This window comes from Peptoniphilus ovalis (genome assembly GCF_018919265.1).
GTDB classification, from domain to species: Bacteria; Bacillota; Clostridia; order Tissierellales; family Peptoniphilaceae; genus Peptoniphilus_A; species Peptoniphilus_A ovalis.
In genome coordinates this window covers 196,334-215,407 of the sequence record NZ_JAHLQO010000006.1, presented here as the reverse complement: position 1 = coordinate 215,407, position 19,074 = coordinate 196,334, and the positions used below count along the sequence as shown (strand labels likewise).

The window sequence follows — 19,074 nt, the reverse complement described above, 5'->3', positions numbered from 1 at the left end:
TTAAAAAAGCCCCTAAGGGCTTCTTATTATAAAAATTTACTTTTATCTTTTAAATACTCTTTAATATCTATAACTTCTCCATTTTCCATAATAATCTTGAAAGAGTAATCATAGATATAAGCAGCTGAAAGTCCAAGAAGTGATGCTGGAAGAGCTAGTACCATTCCAATTGCTGAAGTTGTAAGTGAAAGTGAAAGGATTGTTTCATTGTCTTTTTCGACAAGAAGTCTTCTTGCATTTCCTTTTCTCCAAATTTCTTTGATTGCGTCTATAATTTCATCAAGTGAATTTATAACTTCATCAAAATATTCATTTCCGCTTTTAGAATTTGACTTTCTCTCTTCTTCTTTATTTTTTTCTTCTTCATTTTCATATACTTTAGAAGCATCTACATTTTCTTCTTTATTTGCGTTTATATATTCTATTGCCTTATCAACGTCTCCATCACTTTCAAGAAGTGCTTTCCTAACTACTTCATAAGTAGCACCAGTTACATTAATTACATAATCAATTTTTGTCATATTAATCATAATATCACCTCTATGCTACATTTACCCCTAATGGTCAAAGTTAATCAAATATTATTTTTGATTTGAAGAATTTGAAGTTTCTCCCGTTATTTGTGTATTTTCTTCATTTAAAGTTTCATAAACTGCTGAGTTTTTATCATCTACAACAGATATAAAAGTATTTCCTGGGTGAAATTTAATTAAATTTCCTTCTGCATCTTTAAAAATAGTCATGGCATCTTCATTTTCCTTTTCCCAAGTTATCGGAATTAATTTTCCATTTTGAAGTAGAAGTCCATCTCCCGCACCAATATTTGCAATTTTTAAAGTTCCTTTAGGACCAGCTACAACTCCCTTTTGGAATAATACCACTAAATTCTTTGCAGTAAATTCTTCTTTAGTATTTTCATCTATTACAGGCTCTCCTTGACGAATATATTTATATTTTTCAGTAGCTTCATCATAAATGAAATTAGTTTTATATCTGTCATTGAATTTTAAAGTAATTTCTTTAACATCTTCACCTTGAAGATTTTCACTCTCCTCATAAAAATTTAGAGAGGCAGCATTATTATTTACATCTACATTTTTTTCAACTAAATAATTTTTAAGTTCAGGAAGTGATACATATCCATTGTGTGGAGCTCGCTTTCCAACATCTTTATTTCTGTGAAATACTATTCCTTCAAGAGCAATTCCATCAAGGTCTACTACATTTCTACTTCTAACTTCTGATAAACCTGCTTCGCTACCGCCCCAATGTGTATAAATTGCGTCATATTCCTTAGCAGTTTGCACAAAATAAGGTCTTGCAGAACGAACTGGTCCTACATTTTCTGGCAAATGACTTTGGAAAAGCGCCATATATCTTGTGAATTCGCCTTCAACTCTGTACTCATAAATTATGTCAGCTTGATTTATTGCAGCTTGAGGTCTAGCATCGTCGTGATTATCAAGCATAACTGCAAAGATTTTTTCTTTAGATTGATCTTCGTCCCTCTCTTCATGAGTAAGTGGAGTGTAATAAACTATCTTTTCTGGTTCTTTTTCTTCAACTGCTGCAGTTTCTTTTGTATTAGAATTACTACAAGCAATTAGAGAAAAGGAAACCATCGCTAGCATTAAAGCTATAAATTTTTTCTTCATGTCTTTACCTCTTTTACGTTATTTACCTTTATTTTAAAATAAATTTACATATATGTAAAGAAGGCTACATGAAATGCAGCCTCCTAATTTTCTTCATTGAATTTTTTAATTTCTTCATCTGCTCCCAGAATTGTGAGTGTATCATCTTTTCTAATTTGAAAATCCGAAGTTGGGTTTACAATAATTTCGCCCTTTCTCTTAATCATAAGAACTATAAAATTATAATCTTCTCTAAGTCTAATTTCATCTAAGGTTTTGTCAATCATTTTGTCATTTGCTTCAATCTCAAACATTCCGTAGCCTTTAGAAACCTCAAAGGAATCGATTAAATTTTTGTTGGACAGATTATTTGCAAGTCTATATCCCATATCTCTTTCTGGATAAATAATTTTGTCAGCTCCAACTTTTTGTAAAATTTTGCCAGCTCTATAGTTTGCAGCCTTTGCTACTATTCTAGGAATACCAGCTTCTTTCGATGCAAGGACTGCCATAATAGCAGCTTCTAAGTTTTCTGCAATTGCAACAACTGCCACATCAAAATTGTTAAGTCCAAGCTCATCAACAGCGCCTTCATCTTCTAGGTCGCATACAATTGCTTCTGTGACATTGGAAGAAATTTTATCAATTTTTTCCATATTTGAATCCACAACTACAACATCATTATTTAAATCATATAATCTTCTCGCAACAGTAGAACCAAATCTACCACATCCAAATACAATAAAAGTTTTCATTTTTACCCCACTATTATTTTTCCATGTGCATATTTTGTGTGTTTCTTTTTCTTTCTATTTATAATTCCAATGCCAAGAGTGGCCGCACCAACTCTACCTAAATACATTAAAATAACTAATATCATCTTTGAAGCTGTGCTTAAATCAGATGTAATCCCTCTTGTAACTCCAACAGTACCAAAAGCCGATACAATTTCATAAAGTATGTCGAGATATAAAAATCTTCCATCTTCTATAATCATAAGACCCAATGAAGAAAATATAACAAGACCTGATGCCAAGAAAAATATGCATAAACTTTTTACTAGGACATCATAAGGAATAGTCTTGTGGAAGAATTCAGCTTCTTCATCTCCTCTTAAAACTGAAATTGTTGAAAATAATAAAACTGCAAAAGTTGTAGTCTTGATACCACCACCAGTAGAAGCTGGAGATGCACCTATAAACATCAAGATTATAGTTAATATTACTGATCCTTCTTGAATTTTAGAAAGATCAAGAGAATTAAATCCTGCTGTTCTTGATGATGCAGACATAAAATACGATGTCAAAAGTTTACCCTTCATATCAAGTCCCTCCATAGAAACTTGATTGTGTTCTAGAAGGAAAAATCCAAAAGTTCCAAGTATTAATAAAATAGCAGAAATAGTAATTACAGTTTTTGAGTGAAGGCTTAGATTTTTAAATTTTTTCTCTCTATAAATTTCAAGAAAAACCGCAAATCCAAGTCCACCAATAATAATTAAACTTGAAATTGTAAAAGTCATTAAAAAGTCTGACTGATAATCCATTAAGGAATTTCCTATTAAATCAAAACCTGCATTACAAAAAGCAGAAATAGAATGAAATATTGAGAATAAAATCCCCTCAATCGCTCCAAACTGTGGAATGAATTTAAAGGAAAGTAAAATTGCTCCCACAAATTCAACTACCAAACTAAATTTAATAATATAAATCACAAGTTTTATAATTCCTTTGTTGGTATCATAACTCACTTGCTCCTTTAAAATTCTTCTCTCGACAATTCCAATTCTTCTGTGAAAAATCATTGGGATTAAAGAAAGAAAAACCATGGTGCCAAGTCCACCGATTTGAATTAATGCGATTATTATAAATTTACCAAAAGCACTCCAATACTCTGCAGTATTTACAACTACAAGACCTGTCACACAGCTTGCAGATGTTGCAGTAAAAAGTGCATTGATAAAACCAATTCGCTCTCCATTTACTGAAGCAATTTTTGTATTCAAAAGAAAAGCTCCTGTAAATATAAGCACTAAAAATGAAAGGCATATTACAAGAGGTGGATTCTTTTTTAAATTTTTAATCATAATTTGACCTTCTATAATAAAATTTTCTTAAATAAATTTTACCCATAACAATACAAATATATCAAAATGGATAAATTTATAAATTAAAAAAACCTCCCTTTAAAAGGGAGACTTCTTATTGTTCTTTTGCGATTTCAACTAATTTTGTAAAACCAGCTGGATCGTTAATAGCCATTTCAGAAAGCATCTTTCTGTTGATATCTATATTAGCTTTTTTAAGACCGGAAATGAATTTTGAATAGCTCATTCCATTAAGTCTTGCAGCTGCATTAATTCTTGTAATCCAAAGTTTTCTAAAATCTCTTTTTCTTTGTTTTCTTCCAATGTATGCGTAGTTAAGAGATTTCATAACAGCTTGATTAGCTACTCTGAATAGTTTTGATTTTGCACCAAAATATCCTTTAGCTTGTTTTAGAATATTCTTATGTCTTTTTTTTGCGTTAACGCCTCTTTTTACTCTAGCCATTCTCTACCCTCCTAATTACGGAATCATGTGATCAATTCTCTTTTGATCACCTTTAGATACAATACCGCTTTTTCTAAGTTTTCTAAGTCTCTTAGCAGTTTTTTTACCAGTTAAATGTCCTTTAAAAGCACTAAATCTCTTTAGCTTTCCTGAACCAGTTCTTTTAAATCTTTTGGCGGAAGCTCTGTGAGTTTTCATCTTTGCCATAAAAAATCCTCCTTAATTATTAGACTTGTCATCGTCTTTTTTCTCTGAAAGGAACATCACAAGACTTCTTCCTTCCATTTTAGGTTTTTTGTCCACAACTCCATACTCAGAAACTAAATCAACAAATTTGTCTAGAACTTCTCTTCCAAGATCAGTGTGGCCCATTTCTCTTCCTCTAAATCTTACTGAAACCTTAACTCTGTCACCATTTTTTAAGAAATCAATAGCTCTTTTGGCCTTTGTATTTAAATCATGGTCTTCAATATTAGGGCTAAATCTTAACTCTTTAATATTGATAACCTTTTGTTTTTTCTTTGCTTCTTTTTCTTTTTTCTCCATGTCGTATTTGTATTTACCATAATCCATTAAACGACATACTGGTGGCTTTGCATTAGGAGCAACCTTTACAAGATCCAGCTTTTTAGATATAGCCATGTCAATAGCTCTATTAGTAGCAACAACTCCAAGTTGTTCTCCATTTTCGTCTACTAATCTAACTTCCTTCTCTCTTATTTCTTCATTGATTTGAAGTTCTTTAATTTCTAAGCACCTCCGTAAAATTAAAAAAGCGGACACCAAAAGATGCCCGCAAAATCATCATAATTTTCAAATAACCTAAAAAGCTCTTGCCATTAGGTGAGAAGCGGACTTCTTCTTTAATAACAGATGATATTTTATCACAGTAAATACTACTTGTCAAATAGTTTTTTAATTTATACAATGGATTTTATTTTTTGGTATAAAAGATCAATTGCTACTTCATTTGCACCACCTTCAGGTATGATTATATCTGCATATCTCTTTGATGGCTCAACAAATTGCAAATGAGCAGGTCTTACAGTTTCAAGATATTGATCAATTACAGAATCAAGACTTCTTCCCCTGTATTTCATATCCCTTTTAATTCTTCTAATAATTCTTACATCAGAATCTGTGTCAACAAAAACTTTGATGTCTAAAATATTTAAAAGAGGTCTTTCATTAAAAATTAAAATTCCCTCAAGAATAATAATTGATTTAGGATAAATTATTTCAGTTTCCTTTTTTCTATTGTGTTCTGAAAAATCATAAATCGGCTTGTCAATTGATTCTCCATTTTTAAGTTTTATCAAATGCTCTAATAAAAGTTCATTGTCAAAGGCAAAGGGATGGTCGTAATTAGTCTTTACTCTTTCAGAAAATTCAAGATTGGACTGATCCTTATAATAAGAATCTTGCTCAATAACTGATACATTTTCATTTCCCACAAGCTCTATTAATTTTCTTGTGACAGTGCTTTTTCCGCTACCACTGCCTCCACATATGCCAATAATACAAGGCTTAGTCAAGATTTTCTCTCCTTAAAATATATCCAGGTTTAATGTCTTCTTCTACTTTAATTTTAAAAAGTTGTTGTGCATGATTTGCAACTTCAATTTCTTCATCTTTGTCGTTTAACATCTTTTCTATTTTATAATCAAAATGCTTAACTCCTGGACCAAATATTTCTACTTCGTCTCCAACAAAAACTCTATTTCTTTGCTCAATTGTTGCAATCTTAGAATCTTTGTCATATTCTCTAACAATTCCAACAAAATCATATCCTCTGATATATGAATTATCCTCATAAACTTGAGAATCTTCATTGGCCTGTCCATAGAAAAATCCAGTTGTAAAGTCTCTGTGACTTACTTTTTTGATTTCTTCTAAATAATATGGATCGTATTTATAAGTCTCTGGATTTTCATAATATTTATCAATTGCCATTCTGTAAGATCTAATTACAGTTGCAAGATAATATTCACTTTTTACTCTTCCCTCAATTTTTAGACTTGCAATCCCTGCTTCAATCATCTCATCAATGTGTTCAATCATGCAAAGGTCTTTTGAGTTCATAATAAAAGTGCCTTCATCATGCTCCTCTATCGGGAAATACTCTCCAGGTCTTTTTTCTTCAACTAAGTGATACTTATATCTACAAGGTTGTGCACAGTCTCCCATGTTAGCATCTCTTCCAGTCATGTAATTTGAAAGTAAGCATCTTCCTGAGTAAGACATACACATTGCACCATGAAGAAAAGTTTCGATTTCAATTGAATCTCCAACTTCTTTTATAATGTCAGAAACTTCCTTTAAACTAAGTTCTCTAGCCATTACAACTCTTTCTGCTCCAAGTTGTTGCCAAAACTTTACAGTTTGAGTGTTTGTTACTGATCCTTGAGTTGAAATATGAATTGGAAAATCAGGTGCAACTTCTTTGACCTTCATGAACATCCCAGGGTCTGCAACAATTAGTGCATCTACACCAATATCATAAAGCTGTTTTATATAATCTTCTACTCCTACAATGTCTTTGTTGTGAGGAATTATATTAAGTGTTACATGAAGTTTCTTACCTCTCTCGTGTAAGTAATCAGCTGCCCATTTTATGTCTTCCATAGAGAAGTTTTTAGAAGCTTTTCTAAGTCCAAAACTTTCTCCTCCAAGATAAACTGCATCTGCTCCATATTCCACAGCCATTTTTAATTTATTAATATCACCTGCTGGTGCTAAAAGTTCAATCTTCTTCATCTTTTCTCCTAACTAATAATACTCCATCTCCAATTGGAATAATTGACGAAATAAATCTATCATCTTTTGATACATCGCTTAAAAAAGTTCTAAGTCTTTTTACAATAGTCTTTTTTCTTCTAATTATCAAATCATCCTCTGCGACCATTCCCTTAAATAACACATTGTCGCAGATTATAATTCCTTTATCATTTAAATTTTTAAGAGCACTATTAAAATATTTTTCATACTGTCCCTTAGCAGCATCTATAAAAATCATATCATACTTGTCTTCTAAATCTTCAAGAAATTCATAGGCATCACTTTCATAGACATAAATTATATCAGAAAGATGAGATTCTTCAATATTTTTATTTGCAATTTCAACCATATCGCTTCTAATCTCCACGCTGTCAATTCTCTTTATATTTTTTGAAAATTTTGCAAAGGAAATTGATGAATATCCAATGGCTGTGCCAAGTTCTAATATCTTTTTCGGCTTAGTTATAGAAATTAAAAATTTTATAAACTCCTCTGTTTCTCTTTCAATTATTGGAACATGATTAGCTTCTGCATATTTTTCCATTTCCAATAATTTTTCATCTTCTACTTCTATAATATCTCTCAAATAATTTTCTATATAATCATAATTTATATTTGTCATCTAATCCCTCTAAAAAAGGGAACCATAAAGATTCCCTAAATAATCCTAAACTTCCATAATAATTGGTAAAATCATAGGATTTCTCTTTGTATTTTTGAAAATAAAGGATCTTAAATCATCTCTAATATCAGATTTTAATCCATTCCAATCAGTTAATTTTTGTCCAGAGTTGTCGCTTAATATTTTTCTTACAACATTCTTCGCATTTTCTATTAAATCTTCAGATTCTCTAACATATACAAACCCTCTTGAAATAATATCAGGTCCAGAAATAACTTTACCTTGTTTAGAAATTGAAACCACAACTATTATTAGCCCGTCTTCAGAAAGATGCTTTCTATCTCTTAATACAATATTTCCAACATCTCCAACGCCAAGTCCATCTACTAAAATATTTCCTGATGGCACATCTCCCACAAGTTTTGCATCTTTTTGGGAAATTTCAAGACAATTTCCATTTTCAAGTATAAATATATTTTCTTCATCCATTCCCATTTTTTGAGCAATTTCAGCATGCTTCATTAAGTGTCTTACCTCACCATGAGCTGGAATAAAGTATTTTGGTTTAACTAAGCTTAAAATTAATTTTAATTCTTCTTGACAAGCGTGTCCTGAAACATGAATTTCTGAAAGAGTTTCATAGATTACCTTTGCCCCTCTTTCAAGAAGTCTATTGATAACTTTTGTAACTGCATTTTCATTTCCAGGAATTGGTGTTGCCGAAAGAATTACTGCATCATTTGGAGTAAGCTCAATTTTTTTATGTTCTCCGTATGCGATTCTTGTAAGAGCTGACATTGGCTCACCTTGTGAACCTGTAGTAATAAATACAATTTCATTGTCTTCGTATTTATCCATATTTCTAATGTCTACAATTGTGTCATCTTTTACTCTAAATTGTCCAAGTCTTCTAGCAGTTTCTGTTACATTAAGCATTGATCTACCAGAAAGTATGACTTTCCTTCCATATTTTTCAGCCGCATTTATAATTTGTTGGACTCTGTGTACATTTGATGCAAAAGTTGCAATAATAATTCTATTTTCAGATAGAGATTGGAATAATCGATTAAAAGTTTCTCCAACCTTGGATTCACTCATCGTATATCCTTCTCTAAGGACATTTGTAGATTCACCAATCATTGCAATTACGCCTTTTTCACCAATTTCAGCAATTCTTGTAAGATTAATTGGTTCTCCACTAATAGGAGTAAAGTCCACCTTAAAGTCTCCTGAATGGTAAACATATCCAAGAGGTGTCTTAATAGCTAAGGCACATGAATCAGGAATTGAGTGGTTTACATTAATCCATTCAACTTCCATTTTTCCAAGTTTAACTACATTACCTGCTCTAACTACATGAAGTTTATCTCTTGATAGTCTATGTTCTTTTAGCTTATTTTCTAAAAGTCCAATAGTAAGTGCTGTTCCATAAATATCAAGATCTAATTTTCTAAGAACATAAGGGATTGCTCCAATATGGTCTTCGTGTCCATGCGTTAAAACAAGACCTCTTATTTTATGCTTGTTATTGATTAAATAAGTCACATCAGGAATTACCACATCAATACCAAGCATTTCATCCTCTGGGAAAGTCATCCCACAATCGACGATAATAATATCATCTCTATATTCTATGACTGTAAGGTTCTTACCAATTTCATGTAAGCCTCCCAGGGGAATTATTTTTAATTTGTTATTGTTTTTCATTTAATTTTGCCTTCTCCTCAATTTTTTGGCAGTCTTCGCAATAACCCATAAATTTAAGAGTGTGGTCAATTATTTTAAAATTCTTTTTTTCTTCAATTTCTTTTTCTACTTCATCTAAATTATCGACGTCAAATTCTTCAACTTTTCCGCAATTCATACATATTAGGTGATGATGTCTATGTCCCTCATGAGGCATTCTAAGCTCATATCTAACTATATTATCATCGAAAATAATCTGATCTAAAATTCCAAGTTTAGTAAAAAGGGAAACATTCCTATAAACTGTTGCTATACCTAGCTCTGGATATTTCTTTGATACTAAATTATATACTTCTTCAGTTGTAAGATGTTTATCTGAATTTTCAACAAAAGTTTCAAAAACCTTAGCCCTTTGTGAAGTATATTTATATCCATTTTCTTTTAAAATTTCTTTAACTTGATCAATACCTGCAAGCATGTTCTCACCTACTCTAACTCATTTAAAAGCTCTTCGTATGCATCTTGTGCAACTTTAAGTTCATTGTCGTCTATCCCAGAAAGAAGTTCTTCACCATTTTCATCTTCAATAATTTTTAATATATAGATTTCTGGATCTTCTTCATCAGTAAACAGTGCTACATAATCAGTGTCATCAACTGTGAATTTTGCATCTACGTAAAATTCAGTTTCAACATTATTTTCATCATATAACTTAATTTTTTCCATTAAATCACCTTTACCTATTTTGATCCAAATAGCTCTGCAGTATAAATGTCGCAGCTATTTTATCTATATATTTCTTTCTGTTTTCTCTTCTTACTGATCCTTCAATTAACACTTGCTCCGCCATTAATGTAGTCATTCTCTCGTCGATGTATTCTATATCTATATTAAATTTATTCTTTAGTTTTGTCGCAAATTTAATGACTTTTTCGCTTTGTGGTCCAAGTGTATTATTCATATTTTTTGGAAGACCTACCACTATTTTTTCAATATTTTTCTCTAAAATTATATTGTGAATTTTTTCATAAGCTATTTTATTGGATTCTCTTTTTATAGTTTCAAGGGGTTGAGCAGTAAGCATTAATTCATCGCTTATGGCAACTCCTATCCAAACATCTCCAACATCTAGTCCTAAAATTCTACTCATATAACCACAACCTTTACAGGTACATATAAAATATGTAAATATGAGATGGACTAGCCATCTCATATAATAATTACTTTATCTCTAAATAAACTTTTAACAATTCTTGTAAAAGTTCATCTCTCTCAACTTCTGCTATCATGGATCTTGCATTATCATGGCTTGTAATATATGTGGGATCGCCTGATAAGATATATCCAATAATTTGATCTATAGGATTATAACCCTTCTCTTCAAGAGCATTGTAAACAACTTTTAAAATACTCTTAATTCTCTCTTGTTCCAAAGCTTTCTTTTCAAAAATTTGTGTATTATTGTTGTTTTGATCCATAATATACCTCCATTTAAATTATAACATAAAAAAGGTAATTTGTAATATTATAATAATTTAGTCAAAGTATCTAAAGCTTCATCAATTTTATCTATATTCTTAGCTCCTGCAGTGGCCATATCTGGTCTTCCGCCACCGCCACCACCTGCAACTTTAGCAACTTCTTTGATAATATTTCCTGCAGAAATCTTTTTAGCAACGAGGTCTTTAGAAACTGCACAAACAAAGTTTAATTTTCCATCATTAACTGTTGCAAATAAAACTACAACTGAGCCTACTTTATTTCTAACTTCATCAGCTAAATCACGAAGTGTATTTACATCTACATTTTCAAACTTTGAAGTAACATATTGAATGCCATTAACTTCCTTAACTGAGTCAGTTATTCCACTAATTTGGTCCTTAGCAAGGTCATGTTCAAGTCTTTCTATTTCCTTTGTAGCTTCTTTTAGGCTCTTGACATTAGCTTTAACTTTTTGAACTATTTCATCTTTATTTGATTTTAATTCAGAAGCAATTTCTTCTTGTTCAGATTTTAATGAATTTAAATAATTATAAACTGCTGGTCCTGTAATAGATTCGATTCTTCTAACACCATTACTTATACCACTTTCTGATAGTATTTTAAACATAGAAATTTCAGAAGTATTTTTAACATGGGTTCCACCACATAGTTCAGTTGAGTAATCTCCCATTGAAAGAACTCTAACTACATCGTGATACTTATCTTCAAATAGTCCAATTGCTCCCATTTCTTTAGCTTTATCAATATCAGTAATAGTTGTCTTAACAGGAAGAGCTTCAAAAATTTTTTCATTAACTCTAGCTTCAACTTTTTCAATTTCTTCTTTTGTCATTGCTTCAAAGTGTGAGAAGTCAAATCTCATTCTATCTTCCATTACAAGAGAACCTGCTTGACTTACATGGCTTCCCAAAACTTCTTTTAAAGCTTTGTGTAATAAATGTGTTACGGAGTGATTTCTTCTAATATTATTTCTTCTCTTGTAATCTACTTCAGCTTTTACTTTAGTTTTTGTTGCTTGTCCCTCAACTACTTTAACAATGTGAAGATGAAGTTCATCCTTAGTTTTTTTAGTGTCTATAACTTCAAGTTTAAAATCATCATTATAGATAAATCCAGTATCCCCTACTTGTCCACCACTTTCGCCATAAAATGGAGTTCTATCAAGTACTACAATACCTTCTTCGCCTTCTGATAAACTTTCAACTTCTTCATTATTCGAAATGATTTTTATAATTTTTGCATCGCAACTATCTACTTCATAGCCTAAGAATTCATTAGAAAGACCTTCAAATAAGTTTTTATCTTCTTGATTTGACCATCCAATATTTGAATCTTCTCTTGCAGATCTTGCCCTTTCTTTTTGAATGTTCATCTCTTCATCAAAGGCAGCCATATCAACTTTAAATCCTTCTTCTTTTAAGATTTCTTCAGTTAAGTCAATTGGAAATCCATAAGTATCATAAAGTTTAAAGGCATCTTTTCCAGCTAGTGTATTCTTTTTGTTTTCTTTTAATTCTTCAATATGAGAGTTAAGTCTAACAAGACCTTGTTCAATAGTTTCTAAGAATTTTTCTTCTTCTCTTCTAATTATTTCTTTTATTGAGTCTTTATTTTCAACTAATTCTTTGTATTCCACGCCCCAAGAATCAATTACAAGATCAGCTATTTCTGATAAGAATGCTTTTTTGATTCCAAGCTTTCTTCCGTGTCTTGCTGCTCTTCTAATAAGCCTTCTTAAAACATATCCTCTTCCTTCATTCGAAGGCACAATTGTATCAGAAATCATAAAAGTCATGGCTCTTATGTGGTCAGTAATAACTCTAAAGGAAATGTCAAGCTTGTCATCTTTTCCATATTCCGTGCCAGATACTTCTGAAATTCTCTTAATAATGTCTTTTATTGCGTCGATTTCAAAAATGTTATCAGTTTTTTGTAAAACTGTTGCAATTCTTTCAAGACCCATTCCAGTATCGATATTTGGATGAGATAGTGGATTGTAGTTTCCAGCTTCGTCTTTGTCAAATTGAGTGAAAACTAGATTCCAAACTTCTATAAATCTTTCTCCTTCTCCACCTGGTCTTTCATCGTCAGAGCCATATTCAGGACCTCTGTCTACATAAATTTCAGAGCAAGGACCACTTGGACCAACTTCAAGTTCCCAGAAGTTATCTTCTTTTCCAAGTCTAACAATTCTTTCTTCAGGTACTCCAATAACATCCTTCCAGATATTATATGCTTCGTCATCTTCGTGATATACAGTAACCCAAAGATCTTCTTTTGCAATTTCAAGATTAACTGTTAAAAATTCCCATGCCCAAGGAATAACTTCTTTTTTAAAATAATCTCCAAATGAAAAGTTTCCAAGCATTTCGAAAAATGTTGCATGTCTGTCAGTTATACCAACATTGTCAATGTCTCCAGTTCTTATACATTTTTGACTTGTTGTAACCCTTTTTGCTGGTGGTACTTCTTCTCCTGTAAAAAATTTTTTCATTGGAGCCATACCTGCTCCGATTAGTAGTAAGGATTTATCATTTTTTGGAATCAAAGAAAAGCTTGGTAAAATTAAATGTCCCTTAGATTCAAAAAATTTTAAAAATTCCTTTCTTATATCATGTAAACCTAAATATTTCATTCTACACTCCCCTATTTAAAAATCCTCCCATTCCCTGGGAGGATGTGCTATCAATATTATAATTATAACGTGAGTAAATGTCAATTAGAGCTACTTATATCATTGTATTTCATCTTGAAATAATCAAAGAAAATAAATCCAATTGAAACAATAGGAACTGAGATAACCATTCCCCATACACCAAATATTCCACCACCGATAATTATTGAAATTAAAATTACAAGTGGATTAAGTCCAGTTGTGTTACCAATAAGTTTTGGCGCCAAAATATTGTTTTCTGACCATTGAATTACAAAGAATAGAATTGTAACCCACACTGCCTTTATTGGAGAATCCATAAAGGCAAAAAGTGCTGCTGGAAGATAACCTAAGAATGGTCCAATGTATGGAATAATATCTGCCACACAAGTTATAAGACCAATTACTATTGCAAAATCAACTCTTAAAACAAGAAGATATAGCATAGTCAAAACTCCTACAAAGATTGCCATTAATAATCTTCCTCTTATAAATTGTTGCAGAGCTGTATCAATTCTAGTTCCTAAAAATGTAATGTCGTCTCTGTATTTATTTGGAATTGATTTTTTGATGTTTTTTGTAAATTTTTCCTTGTCTACTGAAAAGTAGAAAGAGAAAATTACAATTAAAACAATCCTAAATACACTTGTAACAAGTCCATAAATCTTAGAAACAATATTTGTAAGTGACTCCATAGCTGAAGCTTGGAGTGTTGCTATCAATGAATTAATCGTGTTTCTAATAGAATTTAGAATATTTGTAAGTATTTCTGGTGACTCTAATTCGTTTACTCTAGCAGAATTTGGCCCAGCAGGTTTTGTTTCATTATAAATATTCATAAAATTCTCTGGAAGTTCAATGTTAAATTTTGCAAACACATTTGTCAAAAATTCATTTGAAGCCCTTGTAATTGAATCAACCATACTTGGTATGCTTGCAAGAAGATTTGAAATTTCATTAATTGTCTTTGGAATTACAGAAACTATCAAAACTCCAAATATTAAAAAAGCAGTTATATAAACTATGATTACACCAAAGGATCTCTTTATTCCCTTTCTCTCTAGATAATTTACTATTGGGTCAATAATATATGCAAAAATAATTGCAATTATCACTGAAGATAAGGTGTATCCCAAAATTTTATATTTATTAAAAATTATTGAGATTAAGTATAGCACTAAAATCCCAATAAATATCTTGGTAATAAGCTTTAAATCTATTTTTATTCTCTTGTTGTTGTCAATATATCTGTTGCCAATATTTATCAAATAATATGTGGCAAGAAACATTAAAATTAGCGACAATATAATAAGAGCATAAATCATAAATCTAGCAGCATTACCAGAAATTTGTTCCAACATAATATCACCTATTTTTTAAACTTCTTCATTCCCCTTAGTATTTTATCAAATACAAAATCACATTCTTCTTTTGTGTTGTTGTGATTAAGAGAAATTCTAATCATGGAAAGAGCAAGTTCTTCACTTCGTCCAATTGCTGAAAGCACATAGGAAGGTTCAATACTTCCCGCTGCACAAGCTGACCCTTGAGATACGCAAATATCAAACATATCTAAGTATCTGACCATTGTCTGTGGCTTTACACCCTTTAGTGAAATATTTATATTTCCTGGCAGCCTATTTTCTATTGGACCATTTAAAATAATTCCGTCTACATTTAAAAGTTTTTCAAGAAAATAATCTCTTAAATCTTTAGTATACTCAATATTTTCATCAATATTTTCAGATGCATCAGAAATTGCTCTTGCAATTCCTACAATTGATGCAACATTTTCTGTGGATGCGCGTCTGTCTCTTTCTTGTGAGCCGCCGTGAATAAAAGAATTAATTTCAGTTCCATCTTTGATGTATAAAATTCCAATTCCCTTTGGTGCTCCTAGTTTATGACCTGATATAGACATCATATCGACATCTAAATCTTTCAAATTAAACTTAACATTTCCAATAGCTTGAACTGCATCTGTATGAAATAAAATATTATTTTCTCTAGCAATTTTTGAAATTTCATAAACTGGCTCTACTGTTCCAATTTCATTGTTTGCAAACATAATTGAAATAAGACCAGTCTTATCATTTATGCTGTTTTTTAGCTCATCTAAATTAACATTCCCAAATTCATCAACTGATAAAAGAGTAACATCAATACCTTTACTTTCTACATATTTAAGTGAATTTAGAACAGCTGGATGCTCTATCCTTGATGATATTATATGATTTTTCTCTTTCTTATTCAATATATCTTTTATTGCCCAGTTGTCAGACTCTGAACCTGAAGAAGTAAAATAAATTTCACTGGGCTTTATTTTTAAAATTTCTGCAATTTTTATTCTCGAATTTTCAATTGCCGCCCTTGATTTTTGCCCTAAAGAATAAATGCTTGAAGCATTGCCATAATTTTCTTTTAAATATGGCATCATTTCTTCAAGCACATTTTCTGAAATTTTTGTAGTGGCAGCATTGTCAAAATATATCATAGTTGCCTCACATATCTGCTAGAGTCATTGACTCCATTGCAATTTCAATTTTACCCTGTAATTTATTTAAAATATCTCTTGTCGCACATTCATTAAGTTTGTTGCAATTTTCATTTTTACCTAAATCACAACAAGATAAGGATAAGTCTCCTTCTAAGGCATTTATAATATCTCCAATTGCAATTTCTTTAGGATCTCTTGAAAGTTCATAACCTCCTCCAGCTCCTCTAATTGAATTTACAAGTCCTGCTTTTCTTAAAAGTGTAAAGAGTTGTTCTAAATATGATTCTGATAAATTTTCATCTTTTGCAATGTCTTTTAAAGAAATTGGACCCTTGCCCATATTTTCTTTAAGATTATACATTGCCATTAGTCCGTATCTACCCTTAGTTGAAAGTTTCATTTAATCACCTCATTACGGAGTAAAAGATCCTTCAGTTTTATCATTAACAAGTATATCCTTTAAGGTGTACCACGAAAGAACGGCGCATTTGACTCTTGCTGGTAAATTTTGAATTGATTCAAAGGCAATTGCATCATCAAGCTCTTCTAATTCATCTTCGTCAGTAATTTCGCCTTTAACCATTCCTATAAATTTATCTGCTCTTTCAATGGCTTCATCAACTGTAATTCCCTTTACATTGTCACACATTATTGAAGTAGAAGCTTGTGAAATTGCACATCCATGACCAGTGTATGAAATATCTTCAATGACATTATCCACTACATTTAGTTGCAAAGTTATCTCATCTCCACAGCTAGGATTGTGTCCAAGCTCCTTGTGAGTATATTCATCTAAATCTCTTCTATTTTGTTTGTTTCTAGAATGTTCTAATACAAGTTCTGTGTAAATACTATTTAGATCCAATTCCTAAAACCTCCCTTACATCTTCAAGATGTTCTACAAAATAATCAATCTCTTCTACTGTGTTATAAATTCCAAAACTTGCTCTACAAGAAAAGTTAGAACCTAAAAATCTGTGAAGTGGTTGAGCACAGTGGTGTCCTGATCTAATTGCAATTCCAAAAGTATCGAGTATAGATGCAACATCATGGGGATGAGCTTCATTAAAGTTAAAGGAAATTACTGGAGCTCTATCCTTTGAATTTGTTGTATAAACTTTAATATAATCAAGTTTTGATAATTTTTCGTAGCAATAATCTGTAAGATACTTTTCGTATTCTTCGATTTTTTCCATGCCATATTTATTTATATAATCAATTGCTGCTGCAAGATTAACAGCTCCTTCAACATTTACTGTTCCTGCTTCAAATCTTTGAGGAGCATCTAAAAATGTTGTGTGATCTTCGTAGACATATTCAATCATGTCTCCACCACTTAGAAATGGCTCGATTTTATTTAAAAGTTTTTCCTTACCATATAAAACGCCAATTCCCATTGCAGAATACATTTTATGTCCAGAAAATGCCATAAAATCCACATCAAGTTCCTTGACATTTACCTTTTTATGAGGCACATATTGTGCTCCATCTAAAATAAATATTGCATTTGAATTTTCTCTTGTGTATTTTACAATTTTTTCGATATCTGGATATGTTCCAACAACATTGGAAGCTCCAGTTATTGATACAATTTTAGTCTTTTCAGTGATTTTTTCTTCAAATTCAGAAAATGGAATTTGCATATTTTCATCAACATAGACATATTTTAAAACTGCTCCAGTTTTCTTGCATACTTCTTGCCATGGAACAATGTTAGAATGATGTTCTAAAATTGAAATTAGGATTTCGTCTCCTTCTTTTAGCTCATTCCTACCATAGGAGTATGCAACAAGGTTTAAAGCTTCTGTTGCATTTCTAAGAAAAATAACTTCACTGGATTTTTCTGCACCAATAAAGTCTTTAACTTTTTCTCTTGCATTTTCATAAACTTCAGTAGATTTCATTGCAAGATAATGTGCTCCTCTGTGAGGATTTCCATTTTCTCCTTCGTAATACTTAACAATATTATCTATGATTTCTCTCGGTTTTTGAGTAGTTGCTCCATTGTCAAAATAAATTATTTCTTTGCCATTTGGTTTTATATTAAGATATGGAAATTCTGATCTTATATTTTTAATTTCTTCTTTTGTAAACATTAATTTCCCCTCTTTATAATTTCTCTAACAACTTCCCAAACTTCATTTTCAAGTTCTTCGTCTTCTAATTTATCAATTGCTCCTGAAAATTTAGATTCAACGATTAGAGCTTCAGCTTCTTCAAGACTGATTCCTCTAGTCATTAAATAGAAAATTTGATCCATGTCTAGCTTACCAGAACTTGATGCGTGATTTCCTACAACATCATCTTCATGAGCAAGCATTAGCGGAACAGAAATTGAGTGAACTGTTTCATCTAGAAGAATTGAATATTCTTCTTCTGATCCAACTGATCCACAAGCACCTTCAATAAATTGAAGATTTGATTTGAAATTTTTATTTGCCTTATCCTTTAAAGCTCCGTTGACTAAGATATCACTTTCAGTTTTCTTGCCTTTGTGAATCATGTCATAACTCATGTTTAGGTATTCATCTTGTTGACCAAAATAAACTGAATCGACAATTGAATTTGCCCCTTCTCCAATTAATTCACATTTGTAATTTGTGTAAAGCTTTGAAGATCCAAGCTCGTATTGGTGAACTGCAATATTTGCTTCATCGTGAGCATAAATTCCAACTGACTCAAGAGAAATCGTATTTACATCATCTCTTTGAATAATAAAAACTTCTACATTTGAGTTTTCGTGAGCAAGAATTCTAATTACAGAATTTCTAAATTTTTCTTCCTCTCCAGTAGAAGTGTAATCAAGAACTAATCTTAATTTAGAATCTTTTTCTGCAACTACATCGTGAAGGTCATTTAGTTCACTATATTCGTCATCTAATTCAAATAATTTTAAACCAAAATCTTTTTCTTCGCCGACTTTAGTTTCATAAGAATTATAATAATTAAGATATTCTCTGTTGAGTTCAAGTGCTTCCTTAGAAACTCCGTATTCAATTTCATTAAATTCTTTTAATTCTAATGGAGATTTTTCTCCTTCTTCTCTATATAATTTTCCCTCAAGTTCAGGGATTTCTATTTCAGTTTCATTTACCTTTAAGAAATTAAATGTCTTAAAGGCAATTTCATTTCCAATTATAGTCTTCATA

At 31.2% G+C, this 19,074-nt stretch carries 22 protein-coding genes and 1 other annotated feature; all 22 genes read right to left on the bottom strand.

The genetic code is table 11. The annotated features are described in order from the left end of the window. Positions 1–26: 26 nt before the first annotated feature. Positions 27–530, bottom strand: a complete 504-nt coding sequence (locus KQI68_RS09785) for a DUF4342 domain-containing protein (RefSeq protein ID WP_216549939.1) — start codon at positions 528–530, stop codon at positions 27–29. A 51-nt stretch (positions 531–581) separates the two neighbouring features. After that, entirely contained in the window at positions 582–1,655 is a 1,074-nt protein-coding gene (locus KQI68_RS09780) for a DUF3048 domain-containing protein (protein WP_216549938.1), read from the bottom strand. An 83-nt stretch (positions 1,656–1,738) separates the two neighbouring features. After that, positions 1,739–2,389, bottom strand: a complete 651-nt coding sequence (locus KQI68_RS09775) for a potassium channel family protein (RefSeq protein ID WP_216549937.1) — start codon at positions 2,387–2,389, stop codon at positions 1,739–1,741. Between the two features lie 2 nt (positions 2,390–2,391). After that, positions 2,392–3,720 carry a TrkH family potassium uptake protein gene (locus KQI68_RS09770; protein ID WP_216549936.1) on the bottom strand — a complete coding sequence of 443 codons (1,329 nt, stop codon included), beginning with the start codon at positions 3,718–3,720 and terminating at the stop codon, positions 2,392–2,394. 115 nt (positions 3,721–3,835) lie between these two features. Then, positions 3,836–4,186 (bottom strand): 50S ribosomal protein L20, encoded by a 351-nt coding sequence (gene rplT / locus KQI68_RS09765; protein WP_216549935.1) that lies wholly within the window; start codon positions 4,184–4,186, stop codon positions 3,836–3,838. A gap of 15 nt (positions 4,187–4,201) precedes the next feature. Further along, positions 4,202–4,393 carry a 50S ribosomal protein L35 gene (rpmI, locus tag KQI68_RS09760; protein WP_216549934.1) on the bottom strand — a complete coding sequence of 64 codons (192 nt, stop codon included), beginning with the start codon at positions 4,391–4,393 and terminating at the stop codon, positions 4,202–4,204. 12 nt (positions 4,394–4,405) lie between these two features. Next, the gene (gene infC, locus KQI68_RS09755) at positions 4,406–4,969 is read right to left on the bottom strand and encodes a translation initiation factor IF-3 (protein ID WP_216549933.1); all 564 of its coding nucleotides are present in this window, start codon (positions 4,967–4,969) and stop codon (positions 4,406–4,408) included. Next, positions 4,948–5,056: a sequence feature (ribosomal protein L20 leader region), on the bottom strand. (Overlaps the previous gene by 22 nt.) 50 nt (positions 5,057–5,106) lie before the next feature. Continuing rightward, the gene (udk, locus tag KQI68_RS09750; protein ID WP_216549932.1) at positions 5,107–5,721 is read right to left on the bottom strand and encodes a uridine kinase; all 615 of its coding nucleotides are present in this window, start codon (positions 5,719–5,721) and stop codon (positions 5,107–5,109) included. Next, positions 5,714–6,943 carry a peptidase U32 family protein gene (locus tag KQI68_RS09745; protein WP_216549931.1) on the bottom strand — a complete coding sequence of 410 codons (1,230 nt, stop codon included), beginning with the start codon at positions 6,941–6,943 and terminating at the stop codon, positions 5,714–5,716. The genes udk and KQI68_RS09745 overlap by 8 nt, the downstream gene beginning before the upstream one ends. Beyond that, positions 6,930–7,586 (bottom strand): O-methyltransferase, encoded by a 657-nt coding sequence (locus tag KQI68_RS09740; RefSeq protein ID WP_216549930.1) that lies wholly within the window; start codon positions 7,584–7,586, stop codon positions 6,930–6,932. Before KQI68_RS09740 ends, KQI68_RS09745 begins: the two co-directional genes overlap by 14 nt. A 45-nt stretch (positions 7,587–7,631) precedes the next feature. Then, positions 7,632–9,293, bottom strand: coding sequence for a ribonuclease J (locus KQI68_RS09735; protein WP_216549929.1), 1,662 nt, complete (start codon positions 9,291–9,293; stop codon positions 7,632–7,634). After that, positions 9,280–9,750 (bottom strand): Fur family transcriptional regulator, encoded by a 471-nt coding sequence (locus KQI68_RS09730; protein ID WP_216549928.1) that lies wholly within the window; start codon positions 9,748–9,750, stop codon positions 9,280–9,282. The genes KQI68_RS09735 and KQI68_RS09730 overlap by 14 nt, the downstream gene beginning before the upstream one ends. A gap of 8 nt (positions 9,751–9,758) precedes the next feature. Beyond that, positions 9,759–9,998 carry a DUF1292 domain-containing protein gene (locus KQI68_RS09725; RefSeq protein ID WP_216549927.1) on the bottom strand — a complete coding sequence of 80 codons (240 nt, stop codon included), beginning with the start codon at positions 9,996–9,998 and terminating at the stop codon, positions 9,759–9,761. Positions 9,999–10,008: 10 nt separating this feature from the next. Beyond that, positions 10,009–10,422, bottom strand: a complete 414-nt coding sequence (ruvX, locus tag KQI68_RS09720; RefSeq protein ID WP_216549926.1) for a Holliday junction resolvase RuvX — start codon at positions 10,420–10,422, stop codon at positions 10,009–10,011. Between the two features lie 70 nt (positions 10,423–10,492). Further along, positions 10,493–10,750, bottom strand: coding sequence for an IreB family regulatory phosphoprotein (locus KQI68_RS09715; RefSeq protein ID WP_216549925.1), 258 nt, complete (start codon positions 10,748–10,750; stop codon positions 10,493–10,495). A gap of 47 nt (positions 10,751–10,797) precedes the next feature. Beyond that, positions 10,798–13,410 carry an alanine--tRNA ligase gene (gene alaS / locus KQI68_RS09710; protein ID WP_216549924.1) on the bottom strand — a complete coding sequence of 871 codons (2,613 nt, stop codon included), beginning with the start codon at positions 13,408–13,410 and terminating at the stop codon, positions 10,798–10,800. An 80-nt stretch (positions 13,411–13,490) separates the two neighbouring features. Next, positions 13,491–14,789, bottom strand: a complete 1,299-nt coding sequence (locus KQI68_RS09705) for an AI-2E family transporter (RefSeq protein WP_216549923.1) — start codon at positions 14,787–14,789, stop codon at positions 13,491–13,493. 8 nt (positions 14,790–14,797) lie between these two features. Then, positions 14,798–15,922: a cysteine desulfurase family protein gene (locus tag KQI68_RS09700; RefSeq protein WP_216549922.1), complete on the bottom strand. Its 1,125-nt coding sequence runs from the start codon at positions 15,920–15,922 to the stop codon at positions 14,798–14,800. A 7-nt stretch (positions 15,923–15,929) separates the two neighbouring features. Continuing rightward, positions 15,930–16,325, bottom strand: a complete 396-nt coding sequence (locus tag KQI68_RS09695) for an RrF2 family transcriptional regulator (RefSeq protein ID WP_216549921.1) — start codon at positions 16,323–16,325, stop codon at positions 15,930–15,932. A 12-nt stretch (positions 16,326–16,337) separates the two neighbouring features. Beyond that, positions 16,338–16,790, bottom strand: coding sequence for a Fe-S cluster assembly sulfur transfer protein SufU (gene sufU, locus KQI68_RS09690; protein WP_216549920.1), 453 nt, complete (start codon positions 16,788–16,790; stop codon positions 16,338–16,340). Beyond that, on the bottom strand, positions 16,777–18,021 hold the full coding sequence (locus tag KQI68_RS09685) for an aminotransferase class V-fold PLP-dependent enzyme (RefSeq protein ID WP_216549919.1): 1,245 nt from the start codon (positions 18,019–18,021) through the stop codon (positions 16,777–16,779). The genes sufU and KQI68_RS09685 overlap by 14 nt, the downstream gene beginning before the upstream one ends. Further along, positions 18,021–19,073 carry a SufB/SufD family protein gene (locus KQI68_RS09680; RefSeq protein ID WP_216549918.1) on the bottom strand — a complete coding sequence of 351 codons (1,053 nt, stop codon included), beginning with the start codon at positions 19,071–19,073 and terminating at the stop codon, positions 18,021–18,023. Before KQI68_RS09680 ends, KQI68_RS09685 begins: the two co-directional genes overlap by 1 nt. Position 19,074: the final 1 nt, after the last annotated feature.

Bases quoted from the DNA above. Each gene is read 5' to 3' on its own strand.
- KQI68_RS09785 (WP_216549939.1), bottom strand. From the start codon at position 530: ATGATTAATATGACAAAAATTGATTATGTAATTAATGTAACTGGTGCT.
- KQI68_RS09780 (WP_216549938.1), bottom strand. From the start codon at position 1,655: ATGAAGAAAAAATTTATAGCTTTAATGCTAGCGATGGTTTCCTTTTCT.
- KQI68_RS09775 (WP_216549937.1), bottom strand. From the start codon at position 2,389: ATGAAAACTTTTATTGTATTTGGATGTGGTAGATTTGGTTCTACTGTT.
- KQI68_RS09770 (WP_216549936.1), bottom strand. From the start codon at position 3,720: ATGATTAAAAATTTAAAAAAGAATCCACCTCTTGTAATATGCCTTTCA.
- rplT (WP_216549935.1), bottom strand. From the start codon at position 4,186: ATGGCTAGAGTAAAAAGAGGCGTTAACGCAAAAAAAAGACATAAGAAT.
- rpmI (WP_216549934.1), bottom strand. From the start codon at position 4,393: ATGGCAAAGATGAAAACTCACAGAGCTTCCGCCAAAAGATTTAAAAGA.
- KQI68_RS09745 (WP_216549931.1), bottom strand. From the start codon at position 6,943: ATGAAGAAGATTGAACTTTTAGCACCAGCAGGTGATATTAATAAATTA.
- KQI68_RS09740 (WP_216549930.1), bottom strand. From the start codon at position 7,586: ATGACAAATATAAATTATGATTATATAGAAAATTATTTGAGAGATATT.
- KQI68_RS09735 (WP_216549929.1), bottom strand. From the start codon at position 9,293: ATGAAAAACAATAACAAATTAAAAATAATTCCCCTGGGAGGCTTACAT.
- KQI68_RS09730 (WP_216549928.1), bottom strand. From the start codon at position 9,750: ATGCTTGCAGGTATTGATCAAGTTAAAGAAATTTTAAAAGAAAATGGA.
- KQI68_RS09725 (WP_216549927.1), bottom strand. From the start codon at position 9,998: ATGGAAAAAATTAAGTTATATGATGAAAATAATGTTGAAACTGAATTT.
- ruvX (WP_216549926.1), bottom strand. From the start codon at position 10,422: ATGAGTAGAATTTTAGGACTAGATGTTGGAGATGTTTGGATAGGAGTT.
- KQI68_RS09715 (WP_216549925.1), bottom strand. From the start codon at position 10,750: ATGGATCAAAACAACAATAATACACAAATTTTTGAAAAGAAAGCTTTG.
- alaS (WP_216549924.1), bottom strand. From the start codon at position 13,410: ATGAAATATTTAGGTTTACATGATATAAGAAAGGAATTTTTAAAATTT.
- KQI68_RS09705 (WP_216549923.1), bottom strand. From the start codon at position 14,789: ATGTTGGAACAAATTTCTGGTAATGCTGCTAGATTTATGATTTATGCT.
- KQI68_RS09700 (WP_216549922.1), bottom strand. From the start codon at position 15,922: ATGATATATTTTGACAATGCTGCCACTACAAAAATTTCAGAAAATGTG.
- KQI68_RS09695 (WP_216549921.1), bottom strand. From the start codon at position 16,325: ATGAAACTTTCAACTAAGGGTAGATACGGACTAATGGCAATGTATAAT.
- KQI68_RS09685 (WP_216549919.1), bottom strand. From the start codon at position 18,021: ATGTTTACAAAAGAAGAAATTAAAAATATAAGATCAGAATTTCCATAT.
- KQI68_RS09680 (WP_216549918.1), bottom strand. From the start codon at position 19,073: ATGAAGACTATAATTGGAAATGAAATTGCCTTTAAGACATTTAATTTC.